Raw genomic sequence first — 17,949 nt, 5'->3', positions numbered from 1 at the left:
TTTTGTAGATTAATGGTCATATAATCAATGTGTTAACCCCTAAAATAGGGCTGAAATGATAAATTGAAAGTTCATAATATTAATAACTTAGAATTTAAAACATAAGATTATGGGAAAGAAAGTCGTTACATTAGGCGAAATCATGCTTAGATTATCAACTCCGGGTAATACTCGTTTTGTTCAATCTGATTCTTTTGATGTAGTATATGGTGGTGGTGAAGCTAACGTTGCAGTAAGCTGTGCCAACTACGGACATGACGCTTATTTCGTAACCAAATTACCGAAACACGAAATTGGACAGTCTGCTGTTAACGCATTGCGTAAATATGGCGTAAAGACAGACTTTATTGCTCGTGGTGGCGACCGTGTAGGTATCTACTACTTGGAAACAGGTGCTTCTATGCGTCCTAGCAAGGTTATTTATGACCGTGCTCACTCTGCTATTGCTGAAGCTGACGCTGCTGATTTCGACTTTGATGCAATCATGGAAGGTGCTGACTGGTTCCACTGGTCTGGTATCACTCCGGCTATTTCTGACAAGGCTGCCGAGTTGACTCGTCTGGCTTGTGAAGCTGCAAAACGTCACGGTGTAACTGTTTCTGTTGACTTGAATTTCCGTAAGAAACTGTGGACTAAAGAAAAAGCACAGTCTATTATGAAACCGTTGATGCAGTTTGTAGACGTATGTATCGGTAACGAAGAAGATGCAGAACTTTGTCTGGGCTTCAAACCGGATGCTGACGTTGAAGCTGGTCACACAGATGCTGAAGGTTACAAAGGTATCTTCCAGCAAATGATGAAAGAATTCGGATTCAAATATGTAGTTTCTACTTTGCGCGAATCTTTCTCTGCTACTCACAACGGCTGGAAAGCTATGATCTACAACGGTGAAGAATTCTATACTTCAAAACGTTATGATATCGATCCGATCATCGACCGTGTAGGTGGTGGTGACTCTTTCTCCGGTGGTATTATCCATGGTTTGATGACTAAACCTAATCAGGGTGCTGCCCTTGAATTTGCAGTTGCTGCATCTGCTTTGAAACATACTATCAATGGTGACTTCAACCTTGTTTCTGTAGAAGAAGTAGAAGCATTGGCTGGTGGTGACGCAAGCGGTCGCGTACAGAGATAAATAGGTAATAGAGAGTTGAAAGTTTATAAAGTCAATTCATTTTAAAATAGTAAATAATAAGATGGCAAAATTCGATAAAATAGCCGTATTAAATAAGATCGGCTCTACAGGAATGGTTCCTGTATTCTATCACAAAGATGCAGAAGTTGCAAAGAAAGTAGTAAAGGCTTGTTATGACGGTGGTGTTCGTGCTTTCGAATTCACAAACCGTGGTGACTTTGCACAGGAAGTATTTGCTGAAATCGTTAAGTTCGCAGCAAAAGAATGTCCTGAAATGGCAATTGGTATCGGTTCTATCGTTGATCCGGCTACTGCTGCTATGTACTTGCAACTGGGTGCTAACTTCGTAGTAGGTCCGTTGTTCAACCCTGAAATAGCTAAGGTATGTAATCGTCGTTCGGTTGCTTACACTCCGGGATGCGGTTCTGTATCGGAAGTTGGTTTTGCACAGGAAGTAGGTTGCGATCTTTGCAAAGTATTCCCGGGTGATGTTTATGGAACTAACTTTGTAAAAGGCTTGATGGCTCCGATGCCATGGTCTAAGCTGATGGTAACAGGTGGGGTAGAACCTACTAAGGAAAACCTGACTGCATGGATCAAAGCCGGTGTATTCTGTGTAGGTATGGGCTCTAAACTGTTCCCGAATGATAAGGTGGCAGCAGAAGACTGGGCTTATGTAACTGCCAAATGTAAAGAAGCTCTCGGTTATATTGCCGAAGCTCGTAAATAAGATTAGAGAGCGAAAGCTTATCTATAATAAAAAGAGGTTGATGCGACAGCCTCTTTAAAATATGCCTCGAGGGTTAGTTAGTTTAGTTAGTATATGAGGCATATTTTCATTTTGTTTAAAGGTGTTTAAAGGGGATAGGCCATCGGAATGAGTGACTCATTTCGGTGGCTTGTTTTTTTTGAGAAACCGTTAATACTGCCAAAAGTGGAAAGGGATGAACTAATCTTCGGGTAAGATGTTTTTTTGTATATTGGATATAATAACAATATATAATATGGAACCTCATCATCACCACGAACATAGTCATCGGTTGACATCGCTCAATAAAGCTTTTATCATAGGCATCGCTCTGAATATAACTTTTGTCATAGTAGAATTCGGAGTAGGATTTTATTATAATTCTTTGGGGTTACTTTCCGATGCCGGGCATAATTTGGGTGATGTAGCCAGTCTGGTACTTGCCATGTTGGCCTTCCGGTTGGAGAAAGTTCACCCTAATAGTCGTTACACGTATGGATATAAGAAGAGCACGATACTTGTTTCTTTATTAAATGCAGTTATACTGTTGGTTGCTGTTGGCATTATTATTGCCGAGAGCATAGACAAATTATTTCATCCGGTTTCGGTTGATGGTTCCGCTATCGCATGGACAGCTGGGGTGGGAGTGGTCATCAATGCGCTTACTGCATGGCTTTTCATGAAAGATAAAGATAAGGATCTGAATGTGAAGGGGGCCTACTTGCACATGGCAGCAGATACACTGGTATCTGTCGGTGTAGTTGCTTCCGGTATTATTATTACGTATACAGGATGGAGCATCATTGACCCGATTATCGGACTTGGCATTGCTGTTATTATTATTGTCTCTACCTGGGGATTGCTTCATGACAGTCTCCGGTTGTCTTTGGATGGAGTACCAGTGGGGATAGACGCTCAAAAGATACAGCAACTTATCGTGGAATAACCCGGTGTGGAGAATTGCCATCACTTGCATATTTGGGCGTTAAGCACAACGGAAACCGCTCTGACTGCCCACGTTGTCATTGATAATATCACACAGTTGGAGGAAGTGAAACATCATATAAAGGAAGCACTCGAAGAGGCAGGCATTCATCATGCCACTTTGGAGTTTGAAGACGAAAGAGCTACTTGCAGCAACGAATGTTGTGAGGATTAAATAAAATCCGTACCTTCGCGCCCTTAAACTAACTAACCTTTATTTTTATGTTTACTGACTTATTGCATTCCTCTTATTTTTCCCTTTTCCTGATTGTCGCATTAGGGTTTATGCTGGGAAGAATAAAAATCAGAGGATTATCTCTTGATGTGTCGGCAGTTATTTTCATTGCCCTTCTTTTCGGGCATTTTGGTGTTATCATTCCTAAAGAATTAGGAAACTTCGGTTTGGTGCTCTTCATTTTTACCATCGGTATTCAGGCAGGGCCCGGATTCTTCGATTCTTTCCGCAGTAAAGGAAAGACGCTTATTCTCATTACTATGCTTATAATTTGTTCCGCCTGCCTGACCGCAGTCGGGTTGAAGTACGCATTTGATATTGATACACCGAGTATTGTCGGTCTGATTGCCGGTGCGTTGACCAGTACACCGGGTCTGGCGGTTGCTATTGACAGTACCAATTCTCCTTTGGCATCCATTGCTTACGGTATCGCATATCCGTTTGGAGTAATCGGCGTGATTCTGTTTGTCAAACTGTTACCTAAAATTATGCGGGTAGATTTGGATAAAGAAGCCCGTCGCCTGGAGATAGAACGTCGCGGACAATTTCCAGAACTGACTACTTGTATCTACCGTGTCACCAATTCGCATGTGTTCAACCGTAACCTGATGCAAATTAATGCACGCGGTATGACGGGCGCTGTTATTTCCCGTCTGAAGCACAATGATGAAATATCTATTCCTACAGCCCATACAGTGCTGCGTGAAGGAGACTACATACAAGCCGTAGGTAGCGAAGAATCATTAAATCAGCTTGCTGTGTTAATCGGTAAGAGAGAAGAAGGCGAACTGCCTTTGGATAAAACGCAGGAAATAGAATCTTTACTGTTGACCAAAAAGGACATGATAAATAAACAACTGGGTGATTTGAACTTACAGAAAAATTTTGGTTGTACAGTGACTCGTGTCCGTCGAAGCGGTATTGATTTGTCTCCATCTCCAGATCTCGCTTTGAAGTTTGGTGATAAATTGATGGTTGTCGGTGAGAAAGAAGGACTTAAAGGAGTAGCCCGCCTGCTGGGTAACAATGCGAAGAAACTGTCTGATACGGATTTCTTCCCCATTGCGATGGGTATTGTACTGGGAGTGCTGTTCGGCAAAATAAATATATCTTTCTCTGATAGTCTGTCATTCTCTCCGGGACTGACCGGCGGAGTATTGATGGTAGCCCTTGTGTTGAGTGCGATTGGTAAGACAGGCCCCATCATCTGGTCTATGTCCGGACCTGCCAATCAGTTGTTGCGCCAGTTAGGTCTGCTTCTTTTTCTTGCCGAAGTGGGAACTTCTGCCGGTAAGAATCTGGTAGCCACTTTCCAGGAAAGCGGATTGCTGATGTTCGGAGTAGGAGCTGCCATCACATTGATACCGATGCTTGTAGCAGCTATTGTCGGACGTCTGGTATTTAAAATCAGTCTGCTCGATTTGCTGGGAACGATAACGGGAGGTATGACGAGTACTCCGGGACTTGCTGCTGCCGATTCAATGGTGGACAGTAACATACCGAGCGTAGCTTACGCAACTGTTTATCCGATTGCCATGGTATTTCTGATTCTGTTTATTCAAATCATAGCTTCGGCAGTATATTAACAGAATTTTGTATAATCATTGATTGTTAAATAAATAGTTCGTATCTTTGCCGCCTCAAAGAAAAAATGAGGTGAAACGATTGTTATTGAATATTACACGCTACTTCTTACCGATACTGTTTGTGTCGTATCTGGTAAGCTTCACATTCTTTGCCCACGTGCATGTGGTCAATGGCGTGACAATCGTCCATTCACACCCGTTTAAGAAAGGGGCGGCACATAAACACTCTACAGTCGAACTGCTACTGATTCATTTTCTGTCTCATTTAACGGCAGACGGTGCAGCCGTAGTTTTTGCTCTTTCCCTTTTTATTCCTTTCTTATTGTATTTGTTGCTCGGCCGTTCACCGTATGCTCACTATCACTGTCCGTATCATGGGGTAGTGGGACTTAGAGCACCTCCGGCTATTCGTTTCTCCATTCTTTGAATGATGATACCGTACCTTGCATGAGGTAGGGCATTATCTGTCTATCCATGTGAATACTTATCGAAAACGAATAACAAACGAAAAATGAAGAAATACATCTTTTCGCTTGTCTGCTTGTGCTGCGCATTGTTGCCTGCCCTTGAAGGACAAGCTCATGAATATCCTAATCATCCTGAATTACGTAAGTCAGATGCCAATATCGTTGGCCATATTCTTGATAAAAACACCAAAGAACACTTGCCCTATATAACAGTCGCCTTGAAAGGTACTACCATCGGAACGGTAACCGATGCTACCGGGCATTATTTCTTGAAGAATCTTCCTGAAGGCAATTTTGTGCTCGAAGTTAGTTCGGTGGGGTATAAAACCGTCAGACGGAATGTGACGCTGAAGAAAGGGCGCACATTGGAAGAAGATTTCGAGATAGAAGAAGATGCAGTTGCCTTGGATGGCGTAGTAGTATCTGCCAATCGTAACGAGACTACCCGTCGCCTGGCTCCGACACTGGTGAATGTGGTGGATCTGAAAATCTTTGAGAATACCAATTCTACGACTTTGGCACAAGGATTGAGCTTTCAGCCGGGTGTCCGTGTAGAGTCTAATTGTCAGAATTGCGGCTTCCAGCAAGTGCGTATCAATGGACTGGATGGCCCTTATACGCAAATCCTGCTCGATTCCCGTCCTATTTTTAGTGCACTTTCCGGTGTGTATGGCATCGAGCAGATTCCTGCCAGCATGATAGAACGTGTGGAAGTGATGCGTGGAGGCGGATCTGCTTTGTTCGGCTCGTCTGCTATTGCCGGAACAATCAATATCATTACCAAAGAACCGATGCGCAATTCCGGTATGTTATCGCATACCATTACAGGTATTGGTGATGGCGATGCTTTTGATAACAGTACGGCGCTGAATGCATCACTTGTGACGGACGACCAGCGTGCCGGTTTGTATATCTTCGGTCAGAATCGCCATCGTTCCGCGTATGACCATGATGGTGACGGATATTCTGAAATCCCCAAGATACACGGCCAGACCATCGGTTTCCGTTCATTCCTGAAAACAACGACATATTCGAAACTAACTTTTGAATATCACCACATGGAAGAATTCCGTAGGGGAGGAGACTTGTTGAACCGTCCGCCTCACGAAGCGAATGTGGCGGAACAGACCGAACACTCGATCAATGGTGGAGGACTGAAATTTGACTATTTCTCACCTAACGAGAAACATCGTTTCAATGTGTTTGCATCAGCGCAGCATATCAATCGTGACAGCTATTATGGTGGCGGCCAAGATCCGAATGCCTACGGAAACACCACCGACTTAAACTGGATGGCAGGATCGCAATATGTCTATAGTTTCGGAAAATGTATCTTCATGCCTGCTGACCTGACTGCCGGAATAGAATTCAATCAGGATAAACTGGAAGACAATATGTGGGGATACCACCGTACAGTAGACCAGAAAGTGAATATCGGTAGTGCTTTCTTTCAGAATGAATGGAAGAATGAGCATTGGGGATTTCTGATTGGCGGTCGTTTGGATAAACATAACCTGATTGACCATGTGATATTCAGTCCGCGTGCCAATCTGCGGTATAACCCGACAGAAAACATCAATCTTCGTTTCAGTTACTCATCCGGTTTCCGTGCTCCGCAGGCTTTTGACGAAGATTTGCATGTGGAGAATGTGGGCGGTAATGTGGCGATGGTTGAACTGGCCGATAATCTGAAAGAAGAAAGATCACAGAGCTTGAGTGCCTCGGCAGATATTTATCATCGTTTTGGTGCGTTTCAGGTTAACTTCTTGGTAGAAGGATTTTATACAAAATTATCAGATGTATTTGCCCTTACCGACGGAGAGATAGTGGATGGAATCCTAACACGTACACGTTACAATGCACCGGGAGCCCGTGTGATGGGACTGACTTTGGAAGGAAAGATGGCATACCTGACTAAATTCCAGCTTCAGGCAGGAATCACTTTGCAGCAGAGCCATTACAGCGAACCGCACGTATGGAACAAAGTAGCTCCGGCTGTAAAGAAAATGATGCGTACACCGAATACTTACGGTTATTTTACAGCAACCTATACCCCGATAAAACCATTATCTATCGCTCTTTCCGGTACATATACCGGTTCGATGCTGGTTCCCCACGAACCAGTTCCGGGATTCCTTGAAAAACCGATAACGGTGAATACGAAGGACTTCTTCGATATCGGTTTGAAGGCTGCCTATGATTTCAAACTTTACAAGTCGATGAACTTGCAGGTGAATGCCGGCGTACAGAATATTTTCAATGCCTACCAGAACGACTTCGACAAAGGGGCTGACCGTGACTCCGGTTATATCTATGGTCCGTCATTGCCGAGAAGTTTCTTTGCCGGAGTGAAGATAAGTTATTAAAATTCGATTAAGATTTAAAATCGTCATAAATAGGGATTGTTTTGCATGGAGACAATCCTTATCTTTGCAAAAAACAAACTAAACCTTGACTTAGGTGCACAGAATAAATGTGCAAGATGACCGAATGAAACAATTGTACCTACATATAATGAAGTGGTTTCTGCCTGTACTGTTTATCTCGTACATGGCAGGAATCACTTTGTTTACTCACTCCCATGTGGTCAACGGGGTTACAATTGTCCATTCACATCCATTTAAAAAAGGCAGCGAACATAGCCATACAACGGTTGAATTCCAACTAATTCATCTCTTGAGTCATGTGTTGGTGACCGACAGCGGTTTGATACCAACATTCTCTGTTGCTGCTTTATCTCTATTATGCATCCTGTTTGTCCGCCCGCAAATAGAGCATTTTCACCGTTCTTGTCCGGGCGTAATATCTCTTAGAGCACCTCCTGTCGCTTAGTTTATCTTTTTGGGGGAACAGTATTTATGTATTAGGATCAACGATTAACGATCGCTGCTTCCCTTTCCCTTTATTATTATTTTTCGAATTAAAACATTAAAAGACTAACGACAATGAAGAAATATCTTTTAGTCCTGGTCGGCCTGTGCTGTGTCTTGTCATACGCATTGGCTGAACGTCCGGACTACCCTGAACTGAAGAAATCCGATGCGAATATAATAGGTCATGTACTGGATAAAAAAACGAAAGAACATCTTCCATACATCACCATTGCACTGAAAGGAACGACCATAGGAACCGTGACTGATGCTACCGGACATTATTTTTTGAAGAATTTGCCGGAAGGAAATTTTATACTGGAAGTTAGTTCGGTAGGTTACAAGACAGTGACCCGCAACGTAACTCTGAAAAAAGGAAAGACACTGGAAGAAGATTTTGAAATAGAAGAGGATGCGATTGCTCTCGACGGAGTAGTAGTTTCCGCCAATCGGAGTGAAACGACACGTCGTATGGCTCCTACTTTGGTGAATGTCGTCGACCTGAAACTCTTTGAAACCACTAACTCTTCCACTTTATCACAAGGATTGAACTTCCAGCCCGGAGTGCGTGTGGAGACAAATTGCCAGAATTGTGGCTTCCAGCAAGTCCGTATCAATGGTCTGGACGGACCATATACGCAAATTCTGATAGATTCGCGTCCCGTATTCAGTGCCCTTTCCGGAGTGTATGGACTGGAACAGATTCCTGCCAGTATGATTGAACGTGTAGAAGTGATGCGTGGGGGAGGCTCTGCCTTGTTCGGCTCTTCGGCTATTGCAGGAACCATTAATATAATCACCAAAGAGCCTTTGCGCAATTCCGGTCAGCTGTCACACACCATAACTTCTTTAGGAGGAAGCTCCTCATTCGATAACAACACCTCACTGAATGCTTCATTGGTGACGGACGATCATCGTGCCGGATTGTATATCTTTGGTCAGAACCGTTATCGGTCGGGATATGATTATGACGGAGACGGATTTACCGAACTGCCCAAATTGAAGAATCAGACAGTGGGTTTCCGCTCTTATCTGAAAACAAGTACTTATTCCAAACTGACCTTTGAATATCACCACATGCAGGAATTCCGTCGTGGAGGGGATATGTTGAACCGTCCTCCTCACGAAGCGCATATTGCGGAGCAGTTGCAACATTCTATTGATGGTGGAAGTTTGAAATTCGATTATTTCTCTCCGGATGAAAAGAACCGTCTAAGTGTCTTTGCATCGGCTGCCAATACAGACCGGGACAGCTATTACGGACCGGGTAACGATCCTCTGAAAGCCTATGGAAAGACAACGGATTTAACCGCTATGGGTGGTGCACAATACGTACATACGTTTGACAAGTGCTTTTTTATGCCTTCTGATCTCACGGCAGGGCTTGAATATAACCGTGACCGCCTAAAAGATAACATGTGGGGATATAACCGTCACACGGATCAGACGGTGAATATTTACAGTGCTTTTCTGCAGAACGAATGGAAGAACGACCGTTGGGGGATTCTGATTGGTGGTCGTCTGGATAAGCATAATATGGTGGATAATGTGATCTTTAGTCCCCGTGCCAACTTGCGTTTTAATCCTACCCAGAATATTAACCTGCGTTTAAGCTATTCTTCCGGATTTCGTGCTCCGCAGGCTTTTGATGAGGATATGCATATTGAAAATGTGGGCGGAACGGTGGCTATGATCGAGCGTGCAAAGGATTTGAAAGAAGAGAAATCCCAAAGTTTCAGTGCTTCTGCAGATATGTATCATCGTTTCGGAGCATTCCAGACGAATTTGTTGATTGAGGGTTTTTATACAAGACTGACCGATGTTTTTGTATTGGGCGAACCTTACGACCGTGGTGATGGTATATTAGTGAAAACACGTAGCAATGGCCCCGGTGCTAAAGTGATGGGATTGACACTGGAAGGTAAAGTGGCTTATCTTTCTATCCTGCAAATACAAGCGGGATTAACTTTACAACGTAGCCGGTACGATGAACCGCATAAGTGGCATGACGATGCACCGGCAGAAAAGAAGATTTTCCGTACTCCCGATACATACGGTTATTTCACTGCTACTTGTACCCCCATCAAACCTTTATCTATTGCTTTGTCAGGAACCTATACCGGCAGGATGTTGGTGCAACGTATGGATATCACCGCCGAGAATGCCGAACTGGGTGAAATGCCTGAAAGAAAAGCGGAAGCAATCAGAACACCTCGTTTCTTTGATTTGGGAGTGAAACTGGCTTATGACTTCAAGTTATACAAAACGGTTGATTTGCAATTAAACGGCGGAGTTCAGAATATTTTTGAGTCTTATCAGAAGGACTTTGACAGAGGAGCTAACCGGGATTCCGGTTATATTTACGGTCCTTCTTTGCCGAGAAGTTTCTTTGCCGGAGTAAAGATCAGCTATTAATCGGTCATAAAAATAGTTTCCCGGCACGGTACTTTTTGTTTCCTGCGTTGAAACACTTTGTTTCAAACGGTGAAACGATTTGTTTCACACCGGGAAACACTTTGTTCCAAGCCTTGAAACTAAAAGTTTCAAGCGGCTGAAACTAATATGTCGTATAGAGACCTGTTCTTTTCTCCTTGTTAATCATTGATTGATCGGGCGTTGATAGGTGATAGATGCGGTGATAGGTTGCAAACAACCTGTCACCACCCCTGAAATCCCCATGAATAAGAGCTTTTGGAAGTGTCGGTGATAGGTGATAGAGGAAAGTGAAAAAAACTCTGTGTAGAGATGGATCAAACCATATCTTTATCGACCCCGAATTTTTCTCCTGTCTGACATTTACCGGCAGGTTCCACATGTACCAGAATGTCGTATACATTATCTACCGAATTAATGATGCTCTTCTCCACTGCATCGGCAATCTCATGGGCTTGCGTGATCGTGATTTGTGGATTCACTTCTATATCAAGGGTAATCATATAGAGATTCCCTATCATTCGTGACCGGACGCGATGCGGATTACTGGCACCGGGCACTTTCTCTACAGCCTCGAATATCTTATTATATACATTGACATCTTTCACCCCGTCCATTAGCTCCACATTGGAATCAATGAAGATGCTGATGGAAGATTTGATGATAAAGAGACTGATTATCAATCCTGTTATCGAATCGAGTATCGGCAATTTGAAGATAAAAGTAAATATCAATCCTAACAAAACACTGGTTGAAATGACAACATCATTACGCATATTGATAGCGTTTGCCGTGAGCATGGAGCTGTTGATCTTCTTTCCCTGTTTGTACTGGTATGAAGCCAGTAAGAGTTTACCGATAATAGAAAATATAGTGACATAGATGGCGATAGCCGATGGTATCTCTTTCACTTCATCTGAAAAGATGTTTTTAGTGGATGATAGCAACATTTGTACACCGGCATAAAATATCACGAGTGATAGAATCTTTGTTGCGATCCCTTCCGCTTTCTCATATCCGAATACATATTTCTTTGAAGGAGGGCGGTTGATGAGGCGTGCCGTAAAAATCATAACGATAGAGATAACGACGTCGGTTGCCGAGTCGATACCGTCGCCGACTACGGCTAAACTACCGGCAAATAAACCGATTATGATTTTGGATACGGACAAGATTGCATTGCCAATTGTGCTGATCCACGAGGTTGTGATTAGTATTTTCTCTCTTGACATTGAAGTGACTCTTTATAATTGTTTGTAATGGGATTGGGGAGCAAAGATAAACATTAATAGGAGTCTGTGATATGAAGTCGCAAAAAACTTTTTCTGCCTTTTTAGTAGTTTATACGTTTTAGTTGTATTATATATAGATGGTCAATTAAAAACAGGACAATTAATTTATTAAATAGTTAACCGCATGTTCAAAAAACTAAGTAGCTCTTTTCTCATTGTGTCAGCTTGTATTTTTTCTTCTTGCACGCCTACCGTCAAGCAAGAGATTGCAATCTTACCTACCCCCGTTAGTCTGACCGAGCAGTCTGGCTCGTTTGTTTTAAAAGATGGAATGAAGATTGGGGTTTCCGATCAGTCCTTGTTTCCGGCTGTCGGGTATCTGCAGGAGATTCTTCGGAATGTCATATCGTCTTCTGTTGAAGTCACTACCGATAAGAGTCAGGTAGATATGTATTTTCAGTTGAAGGATACTGTTGGAAAGCCCGGCTCTTATAAACTTGAGTCTACGCCGGAGTATATTCGGGTAGAGGCAACTGACTATTCGGGTATTATTTCTGCTATTACTACTATTCGCCAGTTGCTTCCTGCAACGATAGAAGTGCAGGGAGAGAAACAGAATTATTCTATCCCTGTCGTGCAAATAGAAGATGCGCCACGGTTTGAATGGCGTGGATTTATGTTGGATGCTTCCCGCCATTTCTGGAATAAAAAAGAAGTGAAGCATGTATTAGATCTGATGTCTTTGTATAAACTTAATAAGTTCCACTGGCATCTGTCCGACGATCAGGGTTGGCGTATAGAGATCGAGAAATACCCGTTGCTTACAGAAAAAGGGGCCTGGCGTAAATTCAATACGCAGGATCGTACCTGTATGGCACGTGCGAAAGAAGAAGATAATACCGATTTCCTGATTCCGGAAGATAAGATACGCATTGTGGAAGGAGATACGCTGTATGGAGGTTATTACACTCATGATGATATAAAAGAAATAGTAGCCTATGCTACGCAAAGAGGTATCGATGTCATTCCCGAGATCGATATGCCGGGACATTTCTTGGCAGCTATCGGTCAATATCCGGAATTGGCGTGCGACGGATTAATCGGGTGGGGGGAAACTTTCTCTTCTCCTATCTGTCCGGGCAAAGATACAACGCTGGAGTTCTGTCAGAATGTGTTCAAAGAAGTTTTTGAACTTTTCCCTTATGAATATGTGCACATGGGTGGTGATGAAGTGGAAAAAGCCAACTGGAAGAAATGTCCTCTTTGTCAGAAACGGATTCGTACGGAGAAACTGGGTTCGGTAGAAGAACTTCAGGCATGGTTTGTACGTGACATGGAGAAATTCTTCCTTGCCAACGGAAAGAAACTCATAGGCTGGGATGAAGTGGTATCCGACGGATTATCTTCCGATGCTGCCATTACCTGGTGGAGAAGTTGGGCGAAAGATGCATTGCCTACGGCAACTGCACAAAAGCAGAAAGTGATTGCTTGTCCGAATGAATATTTCTATTTCGATTATGCGCAGGATCAGAATTCAGTAAAGAAAATACTTGCGTATGATCCGTGTGCAGACGAGCGGTTATCGCCGGAACAGAAGAAATATATCTGGGGTGTGCAGGCGAATCTCTGGGCTGAATGGATTCCGACAATGAAGCGCATTGAATATTTGATTGTTCCCCGTATGATAGCGTTGAGTGAAATAGCTTGGGCGGAGCCGACAGCTAAACCGGGTCTCGAAGAATTTTATCGTCAGCTTGTTCCGCAATTTAAGCGGATGGATGTGATGAGGGTAAATTATAGGGTGCCTGATTTGCAGGGATTCTATAAAGTGAATGCATTTATTGATGAAACAACTGTGGAATTGACCTGCCCGTTACCCGGTACTGAAATACGGTATACGACAGACGGCAGTATGCCTACCAAAGAATCAGCTCTTTATAACGGTGCTTTGGAAGTTGGGAAGACTACGGATTTCGCTTTCCGCACTTTCCGTCCGGATGGTTCTCCTTCGGATGTGGTGCGTACCAAGTATGTAAAGGCTCCTTATGCGGAGGCGGTGACTGCTCCGGCTGCTTTGCAGCCCGGCTTGAAAGCAGTATGGCACGATTTCCGTGGTAATCTTTGTGCGGATATTGATGCAGCTCCTGTCAAAGGGGAGTATGTGGTGGAATCGGCATCCATTCCCGAAGAGGTGAAAGGAAATATCGGTCTGGTATTGACCGGCTATCTGGAAGTTCCTGCCGATGGTATCTATACATTTGCCCTTCTCTCGGACGACGGTAGCACATTAATGCTTGACGGTGAATTGTTGGGAGATAATGATGGAGCACATTCGCCGGTAGAGATTATTGTGCAGAAGGCTTTGAAAGCTGGGCTTCATCCGATAGAGGTACGTTACTTCGATTGTAACGGAGGCGTATTGCAGATGGAACTGGTGAATGAAAAAGGTGAAAAAGAAGTATTGCCAAGTGCATGGCTGAAACATGAATAGCAAATTTCATTATTTTTAGGTATTGTCCGTCTTGCCGGCGAGCTGTACCTTTGCAGAAAATATTTGAAAACTTATGCGAATCAGTGAGAGACGAGTCGAGATTAATCATATATCAAAGGTGCACATGCACCGGATTGAATGGGATGAAGAGAGCTTATAGAAATATAAGCTCTCTTTTTTTTGAACGATTTCGAATATTGTTCTTTTTTGAAAACAAGCGATAAGTTAAATGATTGTCGAACTTAATATAGATTGAACGTACGTTATGAGTACATTGAAAAAACTTCAGAACTACATGGGTAAACGGAAAGTGCTTTTGCCTGCGGCAATGCTGCTGTCTGCCCTAAGTGCCCTGGCGGGCATGTTGCCTTATATCCTTATTTGGCTGATTGTGAGAGAACTGCTTGAACACGGAGAGATAACCTCTTCCGGTAATGTGGTGACGTATGCCTGGTGGGCGGCAGGCATGGCCGTGGCGAGCATCGTCCTTTATTTTGCCGCATTGATGTCTTCGCATCTTGCAGCTTTTCGGGTTGAATCGAATTTGCGTAAAGAAGCCATGCGCCAGATAGTGCGTATGCCTCTCGGCTTCTTTGACATTAATACGAGCGGACGTATTCGCAAGATTATAGATGACAATGCAGGGGTTACCCATAGTTTTCTGGCACATCAGTTGCCCGACCTTGCGGCTACTTTTCTAGTGCCGTTGGTAGCTGCCATACTGATTTTTGTGTTCGATTGGATACTCGGTCTGGCATGTATCGTCCCTGTAATTATTGCCATGCTGGTTATGGGTTTTATGATGAATGCGGAGGGACGGCAGTTTATGAAAAGCTACATGACCTCTCTGGAGGAAATGAATACCGAAGCTGTAGAGTATGTGAGAGGAATTCCCGTAGTGAAGGTTTTCCAGCAGACTATTTACTCTTTCAAAAACTTTCACCGCTGTATCATGAATTATAATAAAATGGTATTCGGCTATACACGAATGTGGGAGAAGCCGATGTCGCTCTATACCGTAATAATCAATGGTTTTGTGTTTTTCCTTGCTCCGTTGGCTATTTTGCTGATTGGTTATTCAGGTAATTATGCATCGGTATTACTTAATTTCTTCCTGTTTGTTCTCATTACTCCTGTATTCTCCCAAAGTATCATGAAGAGTATGTATCTCAATCAGGCTTTGGGGCAGGCGAGTGAAGCTATCGGACGTCTTGAGAATCTGGTTGCTTATGAGCACCTGACTGTTGTAGCGCATCCACAACCGGTAAAGGAATTCAGTATTCAGTTCGAAAAAGTTTCCTTCAGCTATCCGGGAGCTAATCAAAAGGCGGTGGATGATGTTAGTTTCACTATTCCGCAAGGAAACACAGTAGCTCTTGTCGGAGCTTCGGGCGGAGGGAAAACAACGATTGCCCGTCTAGTTCCCCGTTTCTGGGAGGCAACGGAAGGGAAAGTTTTAATAGGTGGCATCAATGTAAGAGAAATCGCTCCCGAAGAACTGATGAAATATATTTCTTTCGTGTTCCAGAATACAAAGCTGTTCAAGACTTCTCTGCTCGAAAATATCAAATATGGTAATCCCGACGCGACAATGGAGGAAGTGGAACGGGCAGTAGATATGGCACAATGCCGGGAAATTATCAATAAACTTCCGCTCGGACTGAATACGAAGATTGGTACGGAGGGAACATATCTCTCCGGCGGGGAACAGCAACGGATCGTACTGGCACGTGCAATCCTGAAAAATGCTCCCATCATTGTACTGGATGAGGCGACTGCTTTTGCCGACCCCGAAAATGAGCATCTCATCCAGCAAGCCTTGAAAGAACTGACAAAAGGAAAAACCGTATTGATGATTGCTCATCGTCTTTCAAGCATCACTGATGCCGACAATATCCTCGTCATTGACAAGGGGAAGATTGCGGAACAAGGTACACATGCCAACCTGCTTGGAAAACAAGGCATCTATTATCATATGTGGAATGAATACCAGCAATCTGTTCGCTGGACAATAGGAAAGGAGGTTTCTAATGATTGAAGTAATAAAAAGACGTTTTGCCCTTTCAACTAAAGGAGCGAAAGATTTCTGTAAAGGTGTGTTTTTCACTACACTACTCGATATTGTATTGATGTTGCCGGCGGTATTTGTTTTTCTTTTTCTTGAGGAATATCTTCGTCCTGTATTTCAGCCTTCGGCTTCGGTGACGCATGGTATTCTCTATTATAGCATACTCGGTATTGTCTTTATGATAGTCATGTATATATTTGCGGTATTGCAATATCGTAGTACCTATACCACCGTTTATGATGAGAGTGCAAACCGGCGTATCTCATTGGCGGAAAAACTTCGCAAGTTGCCTCTGGCTTTCTTTGGCGAAAAGAATCTTTCCGACCTCACTGCCACGATTATGGATGACTGCACTGATCTCGAGCATACTTTCTCGCATGCGGTTCCCCAGTTGTTTGCTTCCATTATCAGTATTCTGCTTATTACCGTCGGCATGGCATTTTATAACTGGCAGTTGACGATTGCTTTGTTCTGGGTAGTGCCGCTTGCTGCCGCAATCCTTCTTTTCTCGAAGAAGGAAATACAGAAAAGCAATGAAAGTAATTATCTGAACAAGCGGATGGTGACCGAGCATATCCAGGAAGGACTCGATACCATTCAGGAGATAAAATCCTACAATCAGGAGAGAGACTATCTGGAAAAACTGGATGCGAGCATTGATATCTATGAAAAGGTATTGACTCGTAATGAACTGGTGCTCGGCATGTTGGTAAACGGTTCCCAGAGTGTATTGAAACTCGGACTGGCAAGCGTTATTATCGTTGGTGCCAATCTCTTGGCTTCGGGTACGGTTGATTTGTTTACCTATCTTATATTTATGGTTATCGGGTCGCGTGTGTATGCTCCGGTCAGTGAGGTGATGAATAATATTGCCGCTTTGTTCTATTTGGATGTGCGTATCAATAGAATGAATGAGATGGAAGCATTGCCGGTACAAAACGGGACTACCGAATTCACTCCTCAAGGTTATGATATCGAATTCAGACAGGTAGACTTTGCTTATGAGCAGGGAAAACAAATTCTGAATAACTTGTCTTTTATTGCCCGGCAAGGTGAAAAAACGGCTTTGGTTGGTCCTTCAGGTAGTGGCAAGAGTACGGCGGCCAGGTTGGCGGCACGTTTCTGGGATATCCAGTCGGGAAAGATTACCCTCGGCGGGCAGGATATCAGTCGGATTGATCCTGAAACTTTGTTGAAAAACTATTCCGTTGTCTTTCAGGATGTAGTTCTTTTCAATGCTTCCATTATGGATAATATCCGTATTGGCAAACGGGATGCTACGGATGAGGAAGTCCGGAGAGTTGCCCGCTTGGCACAATGTGATGAGTTTGTCACTAAAATGCCGCAGGGATACCAGACGATTATTGGTGAGAATGGAGAAACATTATCCGGCGGTGAGCGTCAGCGTATTTCCATTGCCCGCGCTTTGTTGAAGGATGCTCCGATTGTTCTGTTGGATGAGGCTACGGCTTCGCTTGATGTTGAGAATGAAACCAAGATACAGGCAGGTATATCTGAATTGGTACGTAACAAAACGGTGCTGATTATTGCGCACCGTATGCGCACCGTTGCCAATGCCGACAAAATTGTAGTATTGGAGAATGGAAGTGTTGCTGAAATGGGAACACCGGAGGAATTGAAAAAGAAAAATGGTATATTTGCCCGGATGGTGAACAGACAGGTTACAAATATGAATTGAT

The 17,949-nt window shown here is 43.4% G+C and carries 11 protein-coding genes and 1 pseudogene; 11 read left to right on the top strand and 1 reads right to left on the bottom strand.

The annotated features are described in order from the left end of the window. Positions 1–109 precede the first annotated feature (109 nt). The 8 genes and pseudogenes from H8796_RS20680 (at position 110) to H8796_RS20645 (ending at position 10,440) form a co-directional block, all read left to right on the top strand. Complete coding sequence (locus tag H8796_RS20680; protein WP_007752090.1) at positions 110–1,135, top strand: sugar kinase; 1,026 nt, start codon at positions 110–112, stop codon at positions 1,133–1,135. A gap of 61 nt (positions 1,136–1,196) precedes the next feature. After that, on the top strand, positions 1,197–1,865 hold the full coding sequence (locus H8796_RS20675) for a bifunctional 4-hydroxy-2-oxoglutarate aldolase/2-dehydro-3-deoxy-phosphogluconate aldolase (protein ID WP_008999681.1): 669 nt from the start codon (positions 1,197–1,199) through the stop codon (positions 1,863–1,865). A 274-nt stretch (positions 1,866–2,139) separates the two neighbouring features. After that, a pseudogene (locus tag H8796_RS20670) lies at positions 2,140–3,042 on the top strand (cation diffusion facilitator family transporter). Between the two features lie 47 nt (positions 3,043–3,089). Beyond that, positions 3,090–4,688, top strand: a complete 1,599-nt coding sequence (locus tag H8796_RS20665; RefSeq protein ID WP_004300141.1) for an aspartate:alanine exchanger family transporter — start codon at positions 3,090–3,092, stop codon at positions 4,686–4,688. 46 nt (positions 4,689–4,734) lie between these two features. After that, positions 4,735–5,115 carry a hypothetical protein gene (locus H8796_RS20660; RefSeq protein ID WP_004317845.1) on the top strand — a complete coding sequence of 127 codons (381 nt, stop codon included), beginning with the start codon at positions 4,735–4,737 and terminating at the stop codon, positions 5,113–5,115. 84 nt (positions 5,116–5,199) lie between these two features. Continuing rightward, entirely contained in the window at positions 5,200–7,521 is a 2,322-nt protein-coding gene (locus H8796_RS20655) for a TonB-dependent receptor (RefSeq protein ID WP_117971652.1), read from the top strand. Between the two features lie 148 nt (positions 7,522–7,669). Then, positions 7,670–7,987, top strand: coding sequence for a hypothetical protein (locus tag H8796_RS20650; RefSeq protein ID WP_004317848.1), 318 nt, complete (start codon positions 7,670–7,672; stop codon positions 7,985–7,987). Between the two features lie 113 nt (positions 7,988–8,100). Continuing rightward, complete coding sequence (locus tag H8796_RS20645) at positions 8,101–10,440, top strand: TonB-dependent receptor (RefSeq protein WP_117971655.1); 2,340 nt, start codon at positions 8,101–8,103, stop codon at positions 10,438–10,440. Between the two features lie 335 nt (positions 10,441–10,775). Here the strand turns inward: H8796_RS20645 and H8796_RS20640 are convergent, their stop codons facing one another. Beyond that, complete coding sequence (locus H8796_RS20640; RefSeq protein ID WP_004300135.1) at positions 10,776–11,690, bottom strand: cation diffusion facilitator family transporter; 915 nt, start codon at positions 11,688–11,690, stop codon at positions 10,776–10,778. Between the two features lie 184 nt (positions 11,691–11,874). Between H8796_RS20640 and H8796_RS20635 the strand changes: the two genes are divergently transcribed. The 3 genes from H8796_RS20635 (at position 11,875) to H8796_RS20625 (ending at position 17,948) form a co-directional block, all read left to right on the top strand. Further along, positions 11,875–14,181: a family 20 glycosylhydrolase gene (locus H8796_RS20635; protein ID WP_117971658.1), complete on the top strand. Its 2,307-nt coding sequence runs from the start codon at positions 11,875–11,877 to the stop codon at positions 14,179–14,181. 265 nt (positions 14,182–14,446) lie between these two features. Next, positions 14,447–16,219 carry an ABC transporter ATP-binding protein gene (locus H8796_RS20630; protein ID WP_117971660.1) on the top strand — a complete coding sequence of 591 codons (1,773 nt, stop codon included), beginning with the start codon at positions 14,447–14,449 and terminating at the stop codon, positions 16,217–16,219. Next, entirely contained in the window at positions 16,212–17,948 is a 1,737-nt protein-coding gene (locus H8796_RS20625) for an ABC transporter ATP-binding protein (protein ID WP_117971662.1), read from the top strand. The genes H8796_RS20630 and H8796_RS20625 overlap by 8 nt, the downstream gene beginning before the upstream one ends. Position 17,949 lies beyond the last annotated feature (1 nt).

It is taken from the genome of Bacteroides sp. M10 (genome assembly GCF_014334015.1).
Lineage (GTDB): Bacteria > Bacteroidota > Bacteroidia > Bacteroidales > Bacteroidaceae > Bacteroides > Bacteroides intestinigallinarum.
This window is presented reverse-complemented; position numbering and strand designations above follow the sequence as displayed.

Bases quoted from the DNA above. Each gene is read 5' to 3' on its own strand.
- H8796_RS20650 (WP_004317848.1), top strand. From the start codon at position 7,670: ATGAAGTGGTTTCTGCCTGTACTGTTTATCTCGTACATGGCAGGAATC.
- H8796_RS20665 (WP_004300141.1), top strand. From the start codon at position 3,090: ATGTTTACTGACTTATTGCATTCCTCTTATTTTTCCCTTTTCCTGATT.
- H8796_RS20655 (WP_117971652.1), top strand. From the start codon at position 5,200: ATGAAGAAATACATCTTTTCGCTTGTCTGCTTGTGCTGCGCATTGTTG.
- H8796_RS20645 (WP_117971655.1), top strand. From the start codon at position 8,101: ATGAAGAAATATCTTTTAGTCCTGGTCGGCCTGTGCTGTGTCTTGTCA.
- H8796_RS20640 (WP_004300135.1), bottom strand. From the start codon at position 11,690: ATGTCAAGAGAGAAAATACTAATCACAACCTCGTGGATCAGCACAATT.
- H8796_RS20680 (WP_007752090.1), top strand. From the start codon at position 110: ATGGGAAAGAAAGTCGTTACATTAGGCGAAATCATGCTTAGATTATCA.
- H8796_RS20675 (WP_008999681.1), top strand. From the start codon at position 1,197: ATGGCAAAATTCGATAAAATAGCCGTATTAAATAAGATCGGCTCTACA.
- H8796_RS20635 (WP_117971658.1), top strand. From the start codon at position 11,875: ATGTTCAAAAAACTAAGTAGCTCTTTTCTCATTGTGTCAGCTTGTATT.
- H8796_RS20630 (WP_117971660.1), top strand. From the start codon at position 14,447: ATGAGTACATTGAAAAAACTTCAGAACTACATGGGTAAACGGAAAGTG.
- H8796_RS20625 (WP_117971662.1), top strand. From the start codon at position 16,212: ATGATTGAAGTAATAAAAAGACGTTTTGCCCTTTCAACTAAAGGAGCG.